The organism is Alphaproteobacteria bacterium (genome assembly GCA_024244705.1).
Taxonomy (GTDB): domain Bacteria; phylum Pseudomonadota; class Alphaproteobacteria; order JAAEOK01; family JAAEOK01; genus JAAEOK01.
The window spans coordinates 103,979-126,321 of sequence record JAAEOK010000075.1; the positions used below are offsets into that span (position 1 = coordinate 103,979).

At 62.9% G+C, this 22,343-nt stretch carries 17 protein-coding genes; 6 read left to right on the top strand and 11 right to left on the bottom strand.

Annotated elements, in window-relative coordinates:
- Positions 1-158: 158 nt before the first annotated feature.
- Positions 159-599, top strand: coding sequence for a DUF1127 domain-containing protein (locus GY791_13350; protein ID MCP4329410.1), 441 nt, complete (start codon positions 159-161; stop codon positions 597-599).
- 59 nt (positions 600-658) lie between these two features.
- Here the strand turns inward: GY791_13350 and GY791_13355 are convergent, their stop codons facing one another.
- A complete protein-coding gene (locus GY791_13355; protein MCP4329411.1) occupies positions 659-1,510 on the bottom strand; it encodes a 50S ribosomal protein L11 methyltransferase in 852 nt (283 codons plus the stop codon).
- A 5-nt stretch (positions 1,511-1,515) separates the two neighbouring features.
- The gene (locus tag GY791_13360) at positions 1,516-3,783 is read right to left on the bottom strand and encodes a UvrD-helicase domain-containing protein (protein ID MCP4329412.1); all 2,268 of its coding nucleotides are present in this window, start codon (positions 3,781-3,783) and stop codon (positions 1,516-1,518) included.
- Between the two features lie 108 nt (positions 3,784-3,891).
- Here GY791_13360 and GY791_13365 point away from each other — a divergent pair, with 108 nt between their 5' ends.
- The gene (locus tag GY791_13365) at positions 3,892-4,884 is read left to right on the top strand and encodes a serine protease (GenBank protein ID MCP4329413.1); all 993 of its coding nucleotides are present in this window, start codon (positions 3,892-3,894) and stop codon (positions 4,882-4,884) included.
- Between the two features lie 7 nt (positions 4,885-4,891).
- On the opposite strand, the gene GY791_13370 is transcribed toward GY791_13365, so the two are convergent.
- From GY791_13370 to GY791_13380, 3 genes are all read right to left on the bottom strand, one after another.
- Positions 4,892-6,688 (bottom strand): CBS domain-containing protein, encoded by a 1,797-nt coding sequence (locus GY791_13370; protein MCP4329414.1) that lies wholly within the window; start codon positions 6,686-6,688, stop codon positions 4,892-4,894.
- Positions 6,689-6,777: 89 nt separating this feature from the next.
- Positions 6,778-7,257 (bottom strand): thioesterase-like protein, encoded by a 480-nt coding sequence (locus GY791_13375; protein MCP4329415.1) that lies wholly within the window; start codon positions 7,255-7,257, stop codon positions 6,778-6,780.
- A gap of 75 nt (positions 7,258-7,332) precedes the next feature.
- Entirely contained in the window at positions 7,333-7,548 is a 216-nt protein-coding gene (locus tag GY791_13380; protein MCP4329416.1) for a hypothetical protein, read from the bottom strand.
- Between the two features lie 102 nt (positions 7,549-7,650).
- Between GY791_13380 and GY791_13385 the strand changes: the two genes are divergently transcribed.
- Positions 7,651-8,610, top strand: a complete 960-nt coding sequence (locus GY791_13385) for a hypothetical protein (protein ID MCP4329417.1) — start codon at positions 7,651-7,653, stop codon at positions 8,608-8,610.
- Positions 8,611-8,637: 27 nt separating this feature from the next.
- On the opposite strand, the gene GY791_13390 is transcribed toward GY791_13385, so the two are convergent.
- The 4 genes from GY791_13390 to GY791_13405 all read right to left on the bottom strand — a co-directional run bounded on the left by GY791_13390 (position 8,638) and on the right by GY791_13405 (position 14,869).
- Entirely contained in the window at positions 8,638-9,357 is a 720-nt protein-coding gene (locus tag GY791_13390) for a sel1 repeat family protein (protein ID MCP4329418.1), read from the bottom strand.
- A gap of 104 nt (positions 9,358-9,461) precedes the next feature.
- Entirely contained in the window at positions 9,462-12,956 is a 3,495-nt protein-coding gene (gene metH, locus GY791_13395) for a methionine synthase (protein ID MCP4329419.1), read from the bottom strand.
- 12 nt (positions 12,957-12,968) lie between these two features.
- Positions 12,969-13,790: a methylenetetrahydrofolate reductase [NAD(P)H] gene (gene metF / locus GY791_13400; protein ID MCP4329420.1), complete on the bottom strand. Its 822-nt coding sequence runs from the start codon at positions 13,788-13,790 to the stop codon at positions 12,969-12,971.
- A 101-nt stretch (positions 13,791-13,891) separates the two neighbouring features.
- Positions 13,892-14,869 carry a metalloregulator ArsR/SmtB family transcription factor gene (locus tag GY791_13405; GenBank protein MCP4329421.1) on the bottom strand — a complete coding sequence of 326 codons (978 nt, stop codon included), beginning with the start codon at positions 14,867-14,869 and terminating at the stop codon, positions 13,892-13,894.
- 448 nt (positions 14,870-15,317) lie between these two features.
- Between GY791_13405 and GY791_13410 the strand changes: the two genes are divergently transcribed.
- Both GY791_13410 and GY791_13415 read left to right on the top strand, forming a co-directional pair.
- Entirely contained in the window at positions 15,318-16,106 is a 789-nt protein-coding gene (locus GY791_13410) for a VacJ family lipoprotein (protein MCP4329422.1), read from the top strand.
- Positions 16,107-16,228: 122 nt separating this feature from the next.
- Positions 16,229-16,864, top strand: coding sequence for an ABC transporter substrate-binding protein (locus tag GY791_13415; protein MCP4329423.1), 636 nt, complete (start codon positions 16,229-16,231; stop codon positions 16,862-16,864).
- Here GY791_13415 and ettA read toward each other — a convergent pair whose 3' ends face one another.
- Entirely contained in the window at positions 16,865-18,553 is a 1,689-nt protein-coding gene (gene ettA / locus GY791_13420) for an energy-dependent translational throttle protein EttA (protein MCP4329424.1), read from the bottom strand.
- A gap of 175 nt (positions 18,554-18,728) precedes the next feature.
- Between ettA and GY791_13425 the strand changes: the two genes are divergently transcribed.
- Positions 18,729-20,840, top strand: coding sequence for a PAS domain-containing protein (locus GY791_13425; GenBank protein ID MCP4329425.1), 2,112 nt, complete (start codon positions 18,729-18,731; stop codon positions 20,838-20,840).
- Between the two features lie 17 nt (positions 20,841-20,857).
- Here GY791_13425 and GY791_13430 read toward each other — a convergent pair whose 3' ends face one another.
- Complete coding sequence (locus tag GY791_13430) at positions 20,858-22,273, bottom strand: CBS domain-containing protein (protein ID MCP4329426.1); 1,416 nt, start codon at positions 22,271-22,273, stop codon at positions 20,858-20,860.
- Positions 22,274-22,343 lie beyond the last annotated feature (70 nt).

Here is a 22,343-nt window from a genome sequence, read left to right on the forward strand (position 1 = left end):
CGCCTCGCAGCCGCGACCCGCATGCAAAAGCAGCAATGCTGCAATGCAATATCTACTCTAGAGAACGGCCTATCGACAGCTTACGTTCAACATTGTGCAGCGCACAAATGCGTTGCTTTGTTAACAATTTCAATTTCTTACGGACCAGAGGTGCGACCATGTACCAAGAACTCAATTCGACCGCGAGGCGAGTGACTACCGATGCGCGCCGGTCCGTCGGCGCGATCGATCATATCGTAGCGGCGGAAGTGCTTCGGGCGGAGGCCACCGTGTATTGGTTTTCGACCATCGGCACCGCGCTCGACGAGATCGTCGAGCGCCTGCGGAACAAATTCGGCGCTTGGAGACGACGCCGGGCGACCTACCGTGAGCTGCTGCGTTTGGATGACCGAACGCTGGCCGACATCGGCCTGACCCGGTACGACATCGAGCTGATGGCCGCGGGCCACGAACCGAGGTCGGACGACACTGCTTATGAAGCGGCTGGCGGCAGGCCGAAGGCAGCCGTCGTCACTTTCGAACGGCCGGTTTTGCCGACTTCGTCTGGCGCCGCCTTACCGGAAGCCCATGGCCCGGCCGCGGAGCGGCATGCCGCCTAGCGGGGTCGCAATGAGCTGATCGACGCGCGGCGGTTCCTTCGGGGACCGCCGCCGTCTTTTCAGCGGTAGAACACCAGTGCCACCCACCCGTCGCGTCCACGGCGCGCGCGAAGCGTGAAACCGAGACTGCGATAGCGCGAGATTACCGCCGTCGCCTGATGGTCAAGCAGACCCGATAGGACGACGACGCCACCCCGTTCGGTGACGCCCGCGACGTCCCGGGCCAGTTTGAGCAGAGGGCCGGCGAGGATATTGGCGACAACGAGGTCGAATTTTCCCCCAACCCCTTTGAGCCCATCACGGCGCACCACCTCGACACGCCCCGCGACACCGTTCGCGCGCATATTGTCGCGGGCGACCGAAACCGCCACCGGATCGATATCGGTGGCCAACACACGCCCCGGCCACAGACGGGCAGCGGCGATGGCGAGCAGCCCGGCCCCGGTACCGAGGTCGATCGCCCGGTGGAATCGGCGGCGGCGGGCCAGCCCGGCCATGATCTCGAGGCACAGCGCCGTCGTCGCGTGACGGCCGGTGCCGAAGGCGAGGCCGGCATCGAGCGCAACCGCCATACAGCCGGCGGGTACCGAGACCGGCTCCAGCGTCCCATGGATAAAGAAACGGCCGATCCGCAGCGGCGCCAGTTGGCGCCGATTCTCGGCCAGCCAGTCGATATCGGAAACCGGCTCGAGCCGCACATCGCCGGCGGCGCCCGCGGCGCGCGCCAGCCGCTCGAATTCGGCCGTGTCGCGCGCTGTCGGGAGACCGTGGCACAGGATTTCGACCCGCCACAGGCCGCCGCAATCGTAATAGGAAACCGGCGACGGCCCGGCCGCGTCCAGAAGGTCGGCCAATTCGTTCGCCTGGGCCTCGGAGACGTCGACGACGAGCCGGTGCAATTCGATGTTCACACCGCTCAGGCCGGCTGGACGAAACTGTCGATGACCTTCTTTTCGCCGGTATGGTCGAAATCGATCCCCAGCTTGTCGCCATCGACCGAGGTGACGGTGCCATAGCCAAACTTGCGGTGAAATACCCGCGCGCCGATAGCGAAATCCCTGTCGGCGGTGGACGGCAGGATGTCGGTGCCATCGTCGGCGACCACCCCGTCGCGGCGCGAACGGCGCGACCGGCCGCCAAAGCCGGTGCGGGGAACGGCCTCGCTCAGCCCGCCATACGGATTGCTCTCGAATCCGACGATTTGGGTGTCACTTTCGACATGGTCGGCGGGCAGCTCGTCGACGAAGCGGGACGGGATCGCGCTTTGCCAGAGATTGTGTATCCGCCGGTTGGCGGCATGGAAAATCCGCACCCGGCGCCGGGCCCGCGTCAGCCCGACATAGGCTAGCCGGCGTTCCTCCTCCAACGACGCGATGCCGCCCTCGTCGAGCGCACGCTGGTGAGGAAACAACCCCTCCTCCCAGCCGGGCAGGAAGACGGTTTCGAACTCCAATCCCTTCGCGCTATGGAGCGTCATCAGATTGATCATGTCGCCCTGAGCGGCCTCGGTGTTCTCCATGACTAGGCTGACATGCTCGAGAAAGCCTTGCAAATTCTCGAAATCGGCTGTCGCGACGATCAACTCCTTGAGATTTTCGAGGCGGCCCGGCGCGTCCGGCGCCTTGTCGCGCTGCCACATTTCGGTGTACCCCGATTCGTCGAGCACGGTTTCCGCCAACTCCGGATGCGGCATTGTCTCGATCAGGCTTCGCCAGCGCGCGAAATCCTCGATCAGGCCGCCGAGCGCGCGGCGCGCCTGGGGCTTGAGTTCGTCGGTTTCGATCAATCGCGCTGCCGCCATCAGCAACGGCATTCCCTGGATGCGCGCCAGATGATGAACCGCCTGCAGGGTGGCATTTCCGATTCCGCGACGGGGGACGTTGACGATTCGCTCGAAGGCGAGGTCGTCGTCGGGCTGATTGATGATCCGCAAATAGGCCATGGCGTCGCGGATCTCGCGCCGTTCGTAGAACCTTGGCCCACCGATGACGCGGTAGGGCAGTCCCAAGGTGATGAAGCGTTCCTCGAATTCCCGGGTCTGAAAGCTGGCCCGCACCAGGATGGCCATATCGTCGAGCGGGTGACCCTTGCGCTGTAGGTCCTCGACCAGGTCGCCGACCTGTCGCGCCTCCTCCTCGCCGTCCCAGACCCCATGGACGACCACCTTCTCGCCTTCCTCGCCCTCGGTCCACAGAGTCTTGCCGAGGCGGCCGTCGTTGCAGGCGATCAGGCCCGAGGCGGCGGCCAGGATATGGCCGGTCGAGCGGTAATTGCGCTCGAGGCGGATGATCCGCGCGCCCGGGAAATCGCTTTCGAATTTCAGAATGTTGCCGATCTCCGCCCCGCGCCAGCCATAGATCGATTGGTCGTCGTCGCCGACACAGCAAATGTTGCGCCGCTTCTGGGCGAGCAGGCGGAGCCACAGATACTGGGCGACGTTAGTGTCCTGGTATTCGTCGACGAGAAGGTATTTGAACCTCTCCTGATAGCTCGCGAGGACATCGGGGTGGCCGGTGAAAATTTTCAGGCAATGGAGAATTAGGTCGCCGAAATCGGTCGCGTTGAGGGTCGTCAGGCGCTCCTGGTAAATGGCGTAGAGCGCGAGCACGCGTCCGTCGGCGAAGTCCGTCCGCTGGCCCTCCGGCACGTCCCCCGGCGCGAGACCACGGTCCTTCCAGCGATCGATGATGGCGAGCAGGGTTCGCGGCGGCCACCGCTTGGTATCGATGTCCTCGGCCGCCATCACCTGCTTGAGCAGGCGGATCTGATCGTCGGTGTCGAGGATGGTGAAATTCGAGCGCAAACCCACCAGTTCCGCATGGCGCCGCAGAATGCGGACACACAGCGAATGGAACGTGTTGAGCCACAAGGACTCGGCCGGATATCCAATCAGGGCGTCGACCCGTGCTTTCATCTCCCGCGCCGCCTTGTTGGTGAAGGTGACGGCCAGGATTTCATGGGGACGGGCGCGACCGGTGGCAAGGATGTGGACCAAGCGGGTGGTCAGCGCCCTTGTCTTACCGGTCCCGGCACCGGCCAGAACCAGAACCGGGCCTTCGGTGGCCGCGACGGCCTCGCGCTGCGATTCGTTGAGACCCTCGAGGTAGGTGGGCGGCGGCGCAACCGCGCCGCGGGAGTGCTCGGGCGTTGCTATTTCATCGTCAAATTCGAAGGACTCAACCATGGCGGCCCGACTATATCGCAGCGCCGCGCGGCGTTCGACGCTCAAATACAGGGGCTGGAAATCGCCCCCCAACAGGACCATCATTATGGCAAGGAAGGGAGATGAGATATGGTCGTTTTCCGCCGGCAACGGATCGCCCTGTTCGTGCTTTGCCTGTGCTGCGCCGCGGCACCAGCGGCCAAAGCCCAAGACCTGGCCGAAATCTTCGATGCCGTGGTCGGCATCGAGGCGACCATTCCCAGCGATGCCCGGACCGCGGGAACGCTCGGCACCGAACGAGCCGGCAGCGGCGTGGTCATTGACGACAATGGCTTGGTGCTGACCATCGGCTATCTCATTCTGGAGGCAGACCAGGTCGCGCTCACCACCGCCGGCGGCAACACCGTCGCCGCCGACATCATCGCCTACGATTATGACACCGGGTTCGGCCTGCTCCGCGCTCTGCAGCCGCTGGATGCGAAGCCGATCCGGCTCGGGCGCTCCGACGATCTGCGCATCGACGAACACGCGCTCGTCCTCAGCCGTGGTGCGGCGCCATCCGCGCAAGGCGTAATCGTCGCGGAGCGACGCCGCTTCGCCGGATATTGGGAGTACCTGCTGGAAGATGCCATTTTCACGTTGCCGCCGCATCGCGAATATGGCGGCGCGGCGCTGATCGGCGCCGACGGCACCTTGCGCGGCATCGGTTCGCTTTTTGTCGGCGACGTCTACGGCGGCGACGATGGCGCCCCCGGCAATATGTTCGTGCCCGTTGACGCGCTCAAACCGGTGCTCGCCGACTTGCTGACCCAGGGGCGGTCGGCGTCGCCGCCGAAGCCATGGCTCGGCATATTTGCCGAGGAGGATCGCGGCCATCTTTTCGTCGTCAGGGTTGCCGGCGCCGGACCGGCGGCCGAGGCCGGGATCGAGGCCGATGACATCATTCTGCGTGTCGGTGAGGTGGCGGTGCCGACCCTGGCGGATTTCTATCTGGCGGTGTGGGCGCTGGGCGAGGCAGGTGTCGACGTGCCCCTCACCGTCCTCCGCGGCGTTGCGCTTCACGACGTCACCATCGGCTCGCGTGATCGGTACACCTATTTGCGGCTACGCTCCTCCTATTAGCCCGGTGTTAGCGGGCGCCGTGGGCGTGCGACGATAAATCGTTGCCGGCGATCGCGCGATTGAGACGAAGGATGACATCGCGTTCGTGGACCAATCCAAGAAATTTCATGCTCTGTTTGGAATCGACGACCGGGATGTGGGGATCGTCTTGATTCTCGAAGATTTGCAGGGCCCGGCCGAGGTCGTCCGAAACGATCAACACCTTCGGATGGAGGTCGGCGAGATCGCCCGCCTTGATGGTGTCGTCCAACCCGGTGTCGAAGGCCGCCTCTCGCAGATCCTGGAAAGTGATCGTGCCGATCAGGGTCTCGGCCTCGTCAACGACGAAGAGCTCGCCATGGGGCGCCTTTTGAAGCAGGCGGCGCACCTCCTTGACCCCGGCGTCGGGAGAAATGGCGGCGAAATCCACATCCATCACATCGTCAACGCGATAGTGGCGAAGAAGACGCGTGTGTCTGCTGCCGGTGACATCGATGCCACGACGGCGCAATTGCCAATCGAAGAACGACCCGCCAATAACCTGGTGCGTGATGACCGAAGCGATGACGACCGCAACCATGACTGCGATCGTCGCGGCGTAGTCGCCGGTCAATTCGAACACGATCAAGATCGTCGACATCGGCGCATTGAGGACCGCCGCCGCGACCGCCCCCATGCCGATCAATGCATAGGCGCCATGCCCCGACGACAGGTGGGGAAACAGACCGCTGGCGAGAAAACCGAAGGCGCCGCCGGTCATCGCCCCGATGAACAGCGCGGGGCTGAACACCCCGCCACCGAAGCCTCCGCCCAACGACGCCGCGGTGGCAATGATCTTGGCCGGGATCAGCGCCAGCAACAGCCACAACGGCAGCAGCTGGTTGAGCGCCGCATTGGTCGAGGAATACCCGACCCCGAGAATTTGTGGGAATGCCAGCGCGATCAGCCCGACCAACAGACCGGCTATCGCCGGGCGCAGCCATGGCGGAACGGGGATTTTTTCGGTGATGTTCTGCGCTGTCATGAGGCTCCACATGAAGACCAGGGCGACCCCGGCGCTGACCACCCCGAGCAGGGCAAAGGCGGGGAACTCCCATAACGAGGCAACAATGTATTCCGGTTTCACGAAGGCCGGTTGGTTGCCCAGATGCAGCCGGTAGATCAGTGTCCCGGTCACCGAGGCGATGACGACAGGCGCGAACGAACGCAGGGCATAGTGGCCGAGCACGACTTCCAAGGCGAAAAAGGCGCCGGCGATGGGGGCGTTGAACGACGCCGCGACACCGGCGGCGGTGCCACATCCGAGCAGGGTTTGCAACATCGTCGCGTTGAGCTTGAGCCGGGCCGATATCCACGAGCCGATCGTCGCGCACAGATGCACGATGGGGCCCTCGCGGCCGACCGAAGCGCCGACCCCGATCGATGCGGCGCTGACGATGGCGGCGCCCAGGCCGGCGCGCAGGGACAGCCGCCCATCGCGGGTCGCCACCGCCTCGATCACATCGGCGAGCGCGTGGGGCCGTCGGTCCGGAAGCAGGTAATAAACGAAAAGGCCGATGCAAAGACCGCCGACGGAAGGTACCAAGAGTATCAACCACCACGGGGTCGTCGTGGAATCGACCAGCGCGATTTCCGAAGGCGTCCCGAACGTCAGCTCGCGGATCGCGTCGAACAGTTCCCAGAACAGGATCGCGGCGTACGAGGACACGACCCCGACTACGACCGCCAGGATCAGAAGGCGGGTGTCGTCGTGGCGACCCAACCGCAGCAACCGGGCCAAAACATTGCGTCGCGCCTTGCGGATTTGAAAGCCTTCTTTCACCATGGCCGCCGCGTCCCGGAGATCCCCTCGTTATGGCGTTTGATCGCCGCGCCTAATGGCGCCAAATCGTGTCCCCCTCGCACCCTTTGGGGTCACGGTCGTATGCCGATCACGCTGCCGACCTCGGCCGGGATCGGCAGATCCTTATGCGCCTCGGTCAGCGCAACGAGCCGCCGTTGAACCTCCGTCGGCATCGCGCTGGACCGCTTTCGGTCAAGGTCGACGTGGAGCGACAGGTGTTCGCGGGTCGCCGCCTGAAACCCGCTAACCGCGTGGTACATGGTGTGAATGTAGTGCAGGCGCTTGGCGTCGTGACCCAGCAATTGCGTCGTCACCCGCAAGGGATCGCCTTCGCGCACCTCACGCTGGTAGCCGATATGCATTTCAAGGGCAAATAAAGACCGGTTCGTCCGCGTCCGATAGTCCTCACCGGTACCAATGGTATCGAACAGAACATCGGTCGCATGGTCGAAGACCATGACGTAATAGGCGACGTTCATGTGACCGTTGTAGTCGATCCATTCCGGTCGAACGGTTTCGCGATGGCTGTCAATGGGCGCGGCGAATGTCATCGCGCCTCACCATAATGCCTTGGTTGGACGGATCAAACCATTCTGGTTCCGCGGTCCGGAGAGCCACCAGACCAGCTAATCCGCGACATCGATCGAAGTTTTGGTTGCCTCTTTGAGATAGGCGATCAAGTCGGCGCGCTCGATCGGATCGTCGATGCCGTCATACGTCATCTTGGTGCCGGGCACGAATTCGCGTGGCGAAGCGAGGAACGAATCGAGCGTTTCCACACCCCATACGATGCCCGATTCACGCATCGCCGCCGAATCGCAACTGCCCCGGTCCATACCCATTTCGAAGTGTCGTCGGCCTGCCGATCCGACAGGGAATCGAGGCACGCCATTGGCGGCGCGTTCGAAAGCGGATAGCGTCATTGCCGGATCCCGCTGGCAGGAATGATGATCGACCGCTTTCTGATACTCCTTGCCCGTCACGCGACAACGGTCCTCGCGACCGGTGTCTTTGTCGGGCTTATGCTGCCGCCGCTGGCTGCCGCCATGCGCCCCCTACTCGTGCCCAGCGTGTTCGTCCTTCTCTGTGCCGCCTTCTATCGACTCGACTGGGGTGCGGTCGCCGGCCATGTTCAGAGGCCCATACTGATCGCGGTCGTCGCTGTTTGGCTGCTTGGCATAATGCCGATCGCCATGTGGCTGGTCGTCGACGCACTCGGCGTGTCCCCGGCGCTCGCCTCGGCATTGGTGCTGATGGCGTCGGCGCCGCCGATTATCTCGTCGATGCCCTTCGCTCAGCTCCTGCGCCTCGACGTCCCGTTGGCCGCGGTCGCGGTCTTCGTCGGAACGCTTATCGTGCCGATTACGATTCCAATCATGGCGCTCAACCTGCTTGGCCTCGAGATCGATATTGGCAGCTTGGAGCTCATGCTGCGGCTCGTGCTTCTCGCCGGCGGTGCGGTCGCCGTCGCGACCACGCTTCGGGTGGCGGTCCCCGCCGCACGCCGAGAGCCGGTCGGTCGCGGGGTCGACGCTTTGCTGGTCGTGTTCATGGTCGTCTTCGCCATCGCCATCATGGACGGCGTCACCGCGACTCTTCTTGCGCGCCCGGCTTTCGTATTCGCCATGATTGGCTCCGCGTTCATCGCCAATCTCGGTCTTCAGGCCGTCGGCGCCTGCGTGTTCGCCGCCCTCGGCGCACGCCAAGCGCTGACCGTCGGCCTGATCAATGGAAATCGCAACATGGCGCTCATACTGGCCGCCCTGGCGGGATCGACCGAGTACGACATGTTGCTGTTCTTCGCCGTTGGACAGATTCCGATCTACGTGCTGCCCGCGCTTCTGGGGCCACTTTATCGATGGCTCTGCGAGCGCGCGGATCGACGTTTTTCAAATCGAGAATGATCGCCGGGCCGACGATCGCCGGGTCCCTCAGGGGCGAATTCGCTTTTCGAACCCGGGGTGAGTTTCGATGAAGGCCCGGACATCGGCGTTGCCAACCCCCAATTCGTCGTCGCTCATGGCCTGACCGGTTAAAATGCGGTTCTTGGTCGCCTGTTCATGCCCGCCCATCGCGGCAAGCGTAAACCATTTGTAGGCGGTCACCAGATCGCGCCGCACGCCCAGCCCCTTCACATATAAAAATCCGAGATTGAACATGGCCTTCTCGGAGCCTTGGTCGGCCGCCTTTCCGTACCACTCGAGCGCCTTCTCGTAATCCTGTTCGACGCCTTGGCCGGACTCGTAGAATACGGCGAGATTGGTCTGGGCCTGCGGAAGACCGTTTTCCGCCGCGCGGCGATACCATTCCGCCGCCTGGGCGACATCCTTGTCGACGCCGCGGCCGAGATAGTGCATGACGCCGATATTGTACTCGGCTTCCGGCAGACCTTGGGCGGCGGCAAGGCTATACCAATTGAAAGCGGCGTAGTAATCCTGCTCCGTACCGAGGCCCAAATCATAGAAGAAGCCGAGATTATACTGCGCGCCCGCGTGGCCTTGCTGGGCGAGGATGCGTAGCCGCGATGCCGCTTCGGCGTATTTGCCCTGTTCGGCCAGCCCGACGGCGGCGCTGAAGTCGGCATCCTGGTCGGCCCGGGCGGCACCGAGCCCAAGCATTATCGCAAACACGGTCGCGAGCAATAGTTTCACGGGATCCTCGAGAAAAATCTGACGGCCTTGGACGGTGATACTCCGATTCCAAATTTTGGGCCAGTGTCCAACTTGGCCCCCAATCGGCCGCTGTCGCCGCCGACTTATACTGAAAAATATTTTGCCTGGGGATGGCTGACCACGATCGCCGAAGTCGATTGCTCGGGATGGAGTTGGTCCTCGTCGGACAGGTCAACGCCGATCTGACCGGCATCGAGAAGCGTCAGCAATTGGCGCTGATCGTGCAAATTCGGGCATGCCGGATAGCCAAAGGAATAGCGCGAACCGCGATAGTTCTGCTGCAACAGCTTGTCGATGTCGCGCGCGTCGTCGGCACCGAAGCCGAGTTCCGACCGGACCGTCTTGTGAACATATTCAGCCATCGCCTCGGCGAGCTCGACACCCAGACCGTGCAAGTAAAGGTAATCCTGATAGCGATCGTCGGCGAACCATTGCCGCGCCACATCGGAAGCCTTCTGTCCGATGGTCACGACCTGCAAGGCGATCACGTCGCGCTCGCCCGAATCCGCCTCGCGAAAGAAATCGGCAATGCACAGGCCGCCTTCGCGGGCCTGACGCGGCAGCGAAAAACGCGCGCGTTCGGTGTCGCCGTCGGCGTCGAACAGCACAAGATCGTCGCCGTCGGCGGCGGCCTTCCAGTAGCCATAGGCGGCACGCGGCTGGATCGCGTCTTCGTCGGTGCACTGGTCGAGGACGCGCCGCATGATCGGTCGCAATTCATTCCGCGCCCAATCCATATATTCGCCCAACTCGCGGCCGTTCTTCTGATACCCCCAATGGAATTGATAGAGCATGCGTTCGTTGAGGTAGGGCAGTAAGGCCTGCGGATTTACGCTCTCAATGATCTTCGCGCCCCAGAACGGTGGTGTCGGGGCCTCGTATTCGGCCCGCAGCTCGGCCCGCCGCAGCCGAATCTCCTCGCTATCGACCGGACGCAGCGGGCGACTCTCGCCGGGAGCGCCGAGCTTTCGCTTGGTGTTGACCGGGCGCTTCTTGCGGCGTTCGGCCGCCGCGTTCAGGTGATCGTCGAAGCCGCCGGCTTTGATCGCATCGCACAGCTTGAGCCCATCGAACGCGTCACGCGCATAGGCCACGCGGCCACAATCGTAGGACGACCGGCAATCCTCTTCGACATAGCGGCGGGTGAGCGCGGCACCGCCCAGCAGCACCGGAATATCCAATTCCTGGCGACTCATTTCGGCCAGGTTTTGGCGCATGACGACCGTCGACTTGACGAGCAGTCCCGACATACCGATGGCGTCGGCGTCGTGTTCGCGTGCCGCCTCGAGGATATTTGCGATCGGCTGCTTTATCCCCAGGTTGACAACATTGTAGCCATTGTTGGTGAGGATGATGTCGACCAGGTTCTTGCCAATGTCGTGAACGTCGCCCTTGACCGTCGCCAACACGACCGTGCCCTTGTGCTGACCCTCGACACGATCCATGAACGGCTCGAGATGGGACACCGCCCGCTTCATCGTTTCCGCCGACTGCAGAACGAAGGGCAATTGCTTTTGGCCCGAGCCGAATAAGTCGCCGACGACCTTCATGCCATCGAGCAGGAAGGTGTTGATGATATCGAGCGGCGGATATTGCTTCATCGCGTCGTCGAGCTCGGCCTCGAGGCCTTGCTTGTCGCCGTCGATGATACGGTCCTTGAGCCGGTCCTCGATCTTCTCGGCACGCTGTTTGGCCACCTTGGCCTGGGCCTTGCGATCCTGGAACAGGCCCATGAACGCCTGCAACGGGTCGTAGCCGGGACCGCTCCGATCGTAGATCAGGTCCTCGGCGATCTTGGCTTCCTCTTCCGCGATCTTGTGGAGCGGCATGATCTTGCTGAAATGAACGATCGCGCCGGTCATGCCGCGGCGCAACGCGTGATCGAGAAACACCGAGTTGAGGACCTCGCGGGCCGCCGGATTGATGCCGAATGAAATATTCGACAGGCCGAGGATGATCTGGCATTCGGGCAACTCGCTGCCGATTCGCTCGATCGCCTCCAGGGTCTCCAGTCCGAGCCGCCGATCGTCCTCGTTGCCGGTGCATATGGTGAAGGTCAGCGGATCGATCAGCAGGTCCGACGGCGGCAGACCGAACCGGCCGCAGGCGAAATCGTAGAGCCGTTTCGCGACCTCGACCTTGGCCGCCGCGGTCTTGGCCATGCCGGTCTCGTCGATGGTCAGCGCGATCACCGCGGCCCCGAAACGTCGGGCCAGGATCAGACGCTCGCTCGCCGCCGCCTCTCCGTCCTCGAAATTGATCGAGTTGAGCACCGGCTTTCCGCCATAGAGCTCGAAGGCCTTCTCGAGCACTTCGAACTCGGTGCTGTCGATGACCAGCGGCGCCTTGACGCTGCCACGCATCCGCGTCACCACTTCCTTCATCTCCGCGTTCTCATCGCGACCGACGAACGCGGTGCACAAGTCGAGCGCATGCGACCCTTCGCGCACCTGCTCGCGGCCCATTTCGACGCAGCCGTCCCAGTCGCCCGAGGCCTGCAGTTCGCGGAACTTCCGGCTGCCATTCGCGTTGCAACGCTCGCCGATCGACAGATAGGCATTCTCCTGGCGCAGCGGCACGGCGGCATAAAGCGAAGCCAGCGACGACACCCAAACACTGTTGCGCCGCACGGGTCGTGGTCGGGTCCCGTCCTTAGCCCGGCGCCGCAACATGGCATCAAGCGCTGCGATATGCGCCGGACCGGTCCCGCAACAGCCGCCGATGATGGCGACGCCGTCTTCCTCGACGAAGCGTTCCTGCCATTGGGCCAAGCCGTCGGCGCTCAACGGATAGCGCGCCTGACCATCGACCAGTTCCGGCAACCCGGCATTGGGTAGGATCGAGATCGGCCCCGGCCAATTTTCGCCCAGCCATTTGACGTGTTCGGCCATCTCCTGCGGGCCGGTCGCGCAATTGAGCCCGATGACCGGAACGTCGAGCGCATCGACCACCGTCGCCGCCGCCGCGATGTCGGCGCCGACGAGAAGCGTCCCGGTCATCTCGACGGTGACCTGCACCAGGAGCGGGATATCGACGCCGGCGGCTTCGCGCGCGCGTTTCGCGCCATTGACGGCGGCCTTGACCTGCAGCGTATCCTGGCAGGTCTCGATGAGCAGGGCGTCGACGGCGCCGGCGATCAACCCGGACGCCTGGATAGCGATCGCCTCCTCGACCTCGCGATAGGAAATGTGGCCGAGGCTGGGCAGCTTGGTGCCCGGCCCTATGGCGCCGAAAACAAACCTCTCGCGGCCGTCGCGGGCGCATTCCGCGATCGCCTCCCGCGCCAGTTCGGCGGCCCGTTGGTTGAGCGCGAAGGCGTCCTCGGCGAGGCCGAATTCGCCGAGCGTAGTCGGCGAGCCGCCGAAGGTATTGGTCTCGACCGCGTCGGCACCGGCTTCGAGGTAGGCGAGATGGATATCGCGCACCAGATCGGGCCGGCTCTTGGTTAGAATCTCCGTGCAGTTCTCATGACCGAGATAATCGCGGTCCACGTCGAGGTCGCGGTCCTGCACCTCGGAACCGATGGCGCCGTCGAGCAGCAACACGCGATCGCGCAAGTAATCGAGGAGGTGAGCCATCGCCGTCCGTCCCTAGGCCGCGCCCCTGGCCAATTCCGGCCGCGGCCTGAGGCCCAGCATGTGGCAGATCGCATAGGTCAGCTCGGCCCGGTTCAAGGTATAGAAGTGAAATTCGTCGACGCCGCCGGCGCGCAACCGCCGGCATTGATCGAAGGCCGTCGACATGGCCACGAGCTGTCGCGTTTCCGGGTCGTCATCGAGGCCGTCGAAGGCCATCGCCAGCCACGGCGGAACCGACGCCCCGCACATGTCGGCGAACCGGGTCATTTGCGCAAAATTTGTCACCGGCAGGATGCCGGGAACGATCGGCACCGCAATGCCCTTCGCCCGCGCCCGGTCGACGAACCGAAAGTAGACATCGGCGTCGAAGAAGAATTGTGTAATGGCACGATTCGCGCCGGCATCGATCTTGCGTTTGAGATTGTCGATATCGTCTTCCGGGCTCATCGCTTCGGGGTGGGATTCGGGATAGGCGGCGACGCTGAGGTCGAAATCGTGGCGCGCCCGCAGGCCTGCAACGAGATCCGAGGCAAAGGCATAACCGCCGGGATGTGGCCTGTACGTGTCCTCCCCTTCCTGTGGATCGCCGCGCAGGGCGACGACATGTTTCACACCGGCTTGCCGGTAAGCATCGGCGACGTCGTCGATCTCCGCACAATCGGCGCCGACGCAGGTCAGATGCGCCGCCGGTTCGAGTCCGGTTTCCGTACGCAGCCGGCTCACCGTCCGGTGGGTCCGTTCGCGCGTGCTGCCGGCGGCGCCATAGGTGACCGAAACGAATCTTGGCGCCAGCGGTTCGAGGCGCCGGATCGCTTTCCACAACTGCAGTTCCATGGCCTCGTTCTTGGGCGGGAATAACTCGAACGATACCCGGGGCGGCCGCGCCGGCGATTGGGGCGGTTCGGTTGGCGACTTTTCTGTCTTGGCGCGAAGATTCACCGCCGGCCTCCTTCGGCGGCACGCAGAGCGACGACGGAAGCTCTATCGGCGGCCCAAATCTTGACCGTCAGCGGCTTGCCGGGAAGGACTTTCGGTGCGATCGGTTCCAGCCCCGACTCCGAAAACCAAGCGGCGATCTCGTCGTCGCCCAGGCCAAGACGGCAATGGGCATGTTCGGTGCGCAGGAAATCGAGATCGTGGGGCGCGAAATCGGCGACGATCACCCGGCCGCCGGGGCCGGTAACACGTGCCGCTTCGGCGATCGCCGCACCCGGGTCTTCGGCGTAGTGCAGGACGAGATGAAAGGTAACCAGGTCGAAGCTGCCGTCCGGCCACGGCAGGCGGTACATGTCGCCGTAATGCAGGCGGCACGAAGCCATCTCCGACGGCTCCAAGCGGATGCGCGCAATGGCCAACATATCGCGCGAGAGATCGATGCCGGTGCCGCGACCGACGTGGGGCGAGAGGAGTTCGAGTATGCGGCCGGTCCCGGTGCCGATATCGAGATGGTTTTCAGCCCCGCGCGCGGCGACGAGGTCGAGCAGAGCGTCTTCGACTTCGGCCTCATCGACATAGAGGGAACGAATCTTGTCCCACTGGGCGGCGTTTTTTCGAAAGTAAGTCGCGGCCGTCTCGGCGCGACGCGTACGTATCAGACCAAGCCGAGAAAGGTCTTCGGCCAGGGTCCGGTCATCGGCATCGAGAGCGGCTATCAGATAGGCGACGAGATCACCCGCCGCCCCGTCGGTGGCGACACGGAAGAACGCGTTGGTGCCTTCCCGCGCCTTTACCAATAGACCGGCCTCGCACAGCAAGCGGAGGTGGCGGGAGACGCGCGGCTGGCTCTGCCCGAGAATCTCAACCAGCTCGCTCACCGTGAGTTCGGTGCGCGAACAGAGGACGAGCAAACGGAGCCGCGTGGGTTCGGCCGCCGCGCGCAAGCTGCCGACCCAGGAATCCAAACCGGCTCTCATCGCCATGGTGAGGTGCGATCAATCTCCATAACAATATAAAGATATTTTTATATTAGTTGCTTTGTCAAGCTTTTCGGGACTCGCTTCCAGCCGGCGATTCGCCGCCCCGCCGATATGTGCCAAGAACCCGCGGACCGGCGGTTGTCGGCGTTCCCGGCCAGCCGAGACATTTTTGCAACAGTGTCGGCCAAACACGCAAAACTACCCCTCTCGCGACTGGTCTTTTCTAAAAAGTTGTGTTAACGAAATCCGTTAAGGAATGCGAAAAGACTAGCGAGTAGGAGTATCTGGGCGGGTTCGATTGAGGTAACTCATGAGCGTTTGGCAAAGGCGCTCGAATCTGCAAAGATGCGGCACGTCATTCACCGGAGGGGAACTGTTACGACCGGGGAACGATGTTAGAAGAAGAAGCATTTGGTTAGGGCAACGGATATCCTGCGTTCGAATGATGACTCACACACTCACCAAAAGCCTCTCGCGTTTCCTTGGCGCGGCCATCATTGTCGGATTTGTCGCCGGTTGCGCGACGCCGCCGGAGGACCCGGAAGAGCGCGCCGAGTACGAAGCGGCCAACGATCCGCTCGAGCCGCTCAATCGCGAAGTCTTCGATTTCAACAATTGGCTCGATCGCAACGCCATCAAGCCGGCGGCGATCGCCTATCGCGACACCGTGCCGGAAGGCATCCGCGACAGCACCCAGAATTTCTTCAACAACGTCGCCTCTCCGGTGACCTTCGCCAACGACATACTGCAGGGCGAATCCGGCCGCGCGGCCGAGACCCTGATGCGGTTCGTCGTCAATTCGACCGCCGGCATGGCCGGCTTCTTCGATGCCGCCGGCGAGATGGGCCTCGAACGGCATGAGGAAGATTTCGGCCAGACGCTTGCGGTTTGGGGTGTTCCCGACGGACCCTATTTGATGCTGCCCTTGCTCGGCCCGTCCTCGGTCCGCGATGCCAGCGGCCGGGTCGTCGACCGCTTCATCAACCCGCTATTCTGGGTCGGACAGGAAATTAATCCGGTCGAACTCGATTACTACGGCTATGCGTCGACGCCGATCGAGGGCCTCAACAGGCGGGTCGCCGTACTCGGTGTCCTCGATGAGATCGAGCGCACGTCGATCGACTACTATGCCGCCATTCGCAGCCTCTATCGCCAGCAGCGGGCCAACGACATCCGCAACGACCGTCCGGCGACCGAGGACCTGCCGGCACCATCGATTTCAGAGCTCGACTAGCAGCAACAGGCTGGACCTCCCGGCCCTGCCGTGGCAAGAATTGAAACGGGATTGCTCTGCAATCCCGTTTCCACGTGCCAATACAAAAACAACGCCGGCCACGGCGTGCCTGAGGGAGGAAAATGAAAAACGCCACACCGTTCGTTTCGGCGGCGATAGTCGCCATTGTCGTGTTCGCCGCATTCGGCAGGCCGGCCGATGCCACGCTGAAGGAAACCGCGGCACCCTTCGTTGATAGTTTCGGCAAGCGGGTGATCGCGGTCTTCACCGATGTAAGCGTTCCGCGCAAGGAGAAGGCAGCACAATTTCTCGACCTGTTCCGCGAAGGTTTTGCGGTCAAGGCGTTGGCGGTATTCACCCTGGGCAATTACTACGGCGATACCGACAAGGAATTCATCGACGAATACATCGACGTGTTCAACGAGTATATCTCGCTGAGCTATTCGGCGCGTTTCTCGCTCGATGTCGACCCCATCTTCGAGGTTGTCGAAGTGGTGCCCGACCGGGACGCCAACGGCAAGGAAGTCGGCGTGCGGGTGGAAACGCATTTGTCGACCCCGGGAGGCGAGCCGGCATTGGTAACGTGGCGAGTTCGCGAGTATCGCGGCAATCCGATCATCGTCGATGTAGTGTCCAAGGGCATCAGCCTCGCCCTGACCCAGCAGAAGGAGTTTACCGCGGTCATCGGCAGCAACGGCGGTGACGTACGCGCCCTGCTCGACGTCCTGCGCCGGAAGAACGACGAATTGCGCGAATAGCTAGCGCCGCGTCAGCGGCTTGTACTTGATGCGATGGGGTTGGTTGGCGGCCTCGCCAAGTCGCTTGCGCCGGTCCTCTTCGTAGTCGGCATAGTTGCCTTCGAACCAGACCACCTGGCTATCGCCTTCGAACGCCAAAATATGCGTCGCGATGCGATCGAGAAACCAGCGGTCGTGGCTGATGATGAAGGCGGAGCCGGCGAAATCGAGGAGCGCGTCTTCCAGTCCGCGCAGGGTGTCGACATCGAGATCGTTGGTCGGCTCGTCGAGCAGCAAGAGATTGGCGCCGGACTTGACGATTTTCGCCAAATGGACGCGATTGCGCTCGCCTCCCGACAATTGTCCGACTTTTTTCTGCTGATCCGAGCCGCGAAAATTGAAGCTGCCGACGTAGGCCCGGCTGTTGACCTTGCGCTTGCCGAGCTCGATTTCAGCCATGCCGTCGGAGATTTCCTCCCACACCGTCCGGTCGCCATCGAGACGGTCCCGGGACTGATCGACGTAGCCAAACTTGACGGTGTCTCCGAGACGAAGCGTACCGCCGTCAGGCTGCTCATCGCCGACGATCAATCGAGAGAACGTCGTCTTTCCGGCACCGTTGGGACCGATAACGCCAACGATACCGCCCGGCGGCAATCGCAAACTGAGATCCTCGATCAGCAACCGGTCGCCGAAGCCTTTGCGCAGGTGGTCGGCTTCGACCACGAGATCGCCGAGGCGCGGGCCCGGTGGAATGACGATGCGGCCCGATTCGACGTCGCGATCGACCGAGCGCGATTCGGAGAGCAATGATTCGTAAGCGCTGAGGCGCGCTTTGCTCTTTGCCTGTCTCGCTCGCGGCGATTGCCTGATCCATTCCAATTCCCGTTCCAGGGTCTTGTGCCGGGCGCTGTCCTGCTTTGCTTCCTGGATCAGGCGGGTTCGTTTCTGGTCGAGCCAGGATGAATAGTTACCCTCCCACGGGATGCCGTGACCGCGGTCGAGCTCGAGGATCCAGCCGGCGACGTTATCCAGGAAATAGCGATCATGGGTAACCGCTACGACGGTCCCCGGATAGTCGTGGAGAAACCGTTCGAGCCAGGCCACCGACTCCGCGTCCAGGTGGTTCGTCGGTTCGTCAAGAAGCAGCAAATCGGGATGCTGCAAAAGCAGGCGGCAAAGCGCGACGCGGCGCCGTTCGCCACCCGAAAGCGTCGTCACGTCGGCGCCGCCCGGTGGGCACCGCAGGGCATCCATCGCGATTTCGATCCGGCGGTCGAGGTCCCAAGCGTCCGCCGCGTCGATCTTTTCCTGGAGCTCGGCCTGTTCGGCGATGAGCGCATCCATCTCGGCGTCGTCCAGCGCCTCGCCAAAGCGCATACTGACGGCCTCGAAGCGGTCGACGAGCGCCTTGAGATGAGCCAACCCTTCGAGGACGTTCTCCTGCACGCTCTTGGCCGGGTCCAACTCGGGCTCTTGCGGCAAATAACCGACGCTGGCGCCATCGGCAGGCCACGCCTCACCGACAAATTCGGTCTCGATACCAGCCATGATCCGGAGCAAAGTCGATTTCCCGGCTCCGTTGAGGCCGAGCACTCCGATCTTGGCGCCCGGGAAGAACGACAGCCAAATATCCCGCAATACCTGACGGCCGCCGGGATAGGTCTTGGCCAACCCCTTCATGACATAGATGTACTGGTACGAAGCCATAGCCAATTGCTCCAACGGTGGCGGCCGCGCTTTCTAGCGCACGCAGACGCGCAATTGCAACGGTTCCCAGGGCATCTCGAAGCGCGTGTAGGCCCCCTCGACCGCCTACCGCGCTTCATACGAATGTCATTGCGCGGTATGGTTAGCCGGCGGCGGGGTATACTGGATCGGACAGATGCGCAGCTCCCTGACTCGTTTTTATGCACTGGTATTCGCGGCCCTAATCGGCGGCGCGATCGTCCTTGCCCTGATCGAGGCGTGGCTTCTTGAGAAAAGTGAGGTCTTCGACGGTGGCTCGGCCGGCGTCCTGTACTGGTCCTATCTAGTCCTGGCCGCCGTGTTGATCGTCGTCTGCGGGTTGGTCGGCTGGATGTTGTTGCGGCAGTGGCTGCTCGTACCCCTGCGGCGGCTCGCTCAGCAGACGCAGCACGCCGTCTATTCGGATGCCGATCATTTGGTCGAATTCGACGTCAGCCGGCGGCTGGGCGAGCTCGGCGAGGCGGTCTCGGCGATGGCCGAGTCGCTGGTCGGCGAACGCCGCGACTTGGTCCGCGCCATGGCCGCCGCAACCGATCGGCTCGAAGCGCAGAAGAGCTATTTGGAGCGCATCATCCGTGATCTCAACGACGCGGTGATCGTATGCAACCTCGATCATCAGATTCTGCTCTACAATCCGACGGCGCAAAGGCTGGTCGGCGAGAACGATCGGCTGGGGCTGGGACGGACGGTCACCGATATCGTATCGCAGGCACCGTTGGTCCATGCCTTCGAATTTCTGACCGGTCCGCGCCAAAACCGGTCCGGCGCTCATGGCGGCGGTACATCGACCTTCGTGGCCGAGGTCGGGCATCCGGCGCGACCGGCGCTGGTCCGCATGTCGCTGGTTACCGGCCATGATGGGGTGCCGGTGGGTTATCTGCTGTCGATGAGCGATGGCGCCGGCCGATTGACCCAATTGGGCCAACGCGACATTGGGCTGCGCCGAATGGTCGAAGCGCTGCGCGCACCGGCCGCCAACTTGAGAGCGGCGGCGGAAACGATCGCCAACCATCCGGAGATATCGGCCGACGAAAAGGCGCAATTTCACCGGGTGCTTAGTGAGGAGACCGTCAGGCTGACCCATGTCGTGGAAGATTTGGCGTCGTATTATCGTGCCGTCGTGGTCACGACCTGGCCCAGCGAGGATTTCGATTCCGGCGACCTCTTCGATGCCCTGGCACGCCGGCTCGAATATGGCAAGACCATCGAACTGATCCAAACCGGAATGCCGCATCGCCTGCACGGCGACATGTTTCTGCTTGTCCTTGCCCTCGCCCATATAGTCCGCGGATCGGCCGCGGCTACCGACACCGCGAAATTCGAAATCTCGGCCGAAGGCGAACATGAGCCGGCGGTACGTATATCCTGGGACGGCCCGCCGGTGGCGATTGACGCGATCGATGGCTGGCTCGACCAGACGATCGAATCGGCGCCAGGTGAGATGACCTTGCGCGACATCCTCGACCATCATGGCTCCGATCTATGGCAGGAGGCCGAGAGCGGCGACGCCGCCGCACTGCGTCTGCCGGTGCCGGCGGCGACCCGCGGCGAAGCCACCGCGGCCGTGCCGCTGCCGCCGCGTCCGGAATTTTACGACTTTGACCTGTTCGACCGCGGGACACCGGACGCGAACCTTCTAAACCGCAATCTTCGTGACCTGAGCTATGTGGTGTTCGACACCGAGACCACTGGCCTCAAGCCTTCGGAAGGAGACGAGATTATTTCGATCGCCGGCGTCCGCATCGTCAACAAGCGCATCCTAACCGGGGAGGCGTTCGACAAGCTGGTCAATCCGGAACGACCGATACCCCGGCAATCGATACGCTTCCACGGCATCGACGATTCCATGGTGGCTGGAAAGCCCAGCGCCCGAGACGTATTGCCGGAGTTTCGGGGTTTTATCGACGGTTCGGTGCTCGTCGCCCACAACGCCGCGTTCGACATGAAGTTCTTGAGGCTGAAGGAGGCCGAGTGCGGAGTCGTCTTCGACAATCCGGTTCTGGATACGCTGCTGCTGTCGGTCGTTCTCGACAGCGAGACGCCCTATCACACCCTAGACGCAATATGCGAGCGCTTCGGCATCGACATCGCCGGCCGACACACGGCGATCGGCGACGCGGTGGCGACGGCGGCGGTCTTTCTAAAGATGCTCGACAGGCTCGAAGGGCAGGGCATCACGACTCTGGCCGAGGCAATCGGTGTTTCCGAAACCGCGGTCGAGGTGCGGCGTCGACAAGCCGAGTTCTGACCATAAATGCGGCGCCGTCAGAATATGTCCCCGGTGAAATCGGTGCGAACCCGATCCCTCAGATTTGCGATCGCCTTGAATGCGTCGATCAACCGGTCGCGCTCGCGCGTCGAGAGACTTTGCGGCGCGACATAGTTGTTGACCGGCCGGCCGGCCTTGAAGTCGGCGACCTGCTGGCGCAGCAGCAATCCGGAGATCTGCCGGAAGGCGCCGTGAAGGTAGTCCAATTCGTCACCGTCCAAATAGCCGGATTGATAGAGCGCCGTCAGCCTTCGCATGGTTGACGTTTCGGCGATGCCCCCTTTCAGGCACAGCAGCCGGACCGCCTCGACCAGCGGCAGGGTGCCGGAGTGCTTGAGATTGATTTCGCCGCGATGCTCCTCAACGTCCTTCTCGGTAATAAAACGGCCGAACCATCCGAGTGCGACACCATGATCCTCACCGTCCTTGAACATGGCGTTGAGATAAACTGGGCTGTTTTGCGTCAAACGGGTGATGTGTTCGCGCAGGGCCGAAGCCAGCGCGCGATTCCCGTAGACCGGCTGAAAATCGTAAAATATGCCCGACAGGCGCAGCGCGACGATGCCGCGGCGCTTGGCCCATAATGTCGTCTGCTGGCGCCATTGCGACAAGGTCTTCCGCCACAACGGGTTGATCGCCATGACGTAGCCCTTGCAGAACGGAAAGCCGATCGAGTCGAGGGTTTTCGTCATGCGCTCGGCCAACTCGACGAAGAACGCGTCGATTCGTGTGTGGTCCGAATCCGGATAATCATCGAGAATGAATCCGTTGTCCTGGTCCGGATAGACATAATTCTCGCCGCGCCCCCCGGAGCCCATGATGATGGCCGCGAAGTCGACCGGCGGCTCGCCCCACTCGCCGGCGGCCATATCTTGCAGGCAGATATCGATCACCCGACGGTGGATGTCGCGGTTGATATGGGTCAGCAGGCTCTGGATATCCGGCTTGGGCACATCGTCGACAATCATCTCGTCGGCGACCTCGACCTGTGCCCGCTTGATGCGGGCCATGCCCTCGATGCTGCCCTCATGGGCGAGCAGGTCGATACGCTCGACGGTTCGGGTGGCGGCGATGCCCATGGCCACATGAAGGTGGAGAATGCCGACCACGCGGCCGCGGCCGTCATCGACCGGCATGTGCCGGAGTCCGTGCCGCCGCATCTGGGCAATGGCTTGGAACAGATACTCGTCAGCGCCGATCGTCCGGCATGGATTGGTCATCACACGCTCGACCGGCGTCTCCGGCGACTCGCGAAAGGTGATCCGCTGCAGTACATCGCGCTCGGTGACAATACCCACGGCGACGCCATCGCCGTCGACGACGACCGCGCTCGTCGCATCGCCATCGACGATCCGCTCGATGACCTCGCTCACCGGCGTTTCGCACGGCACCAAGGGCGGTGGCGGCGCCATATGATCGCGCGCGATTTGGGTGAATATCCGCGTGTGTACGCCCAGGCTTTTCAACCGAACCGACCCCCCG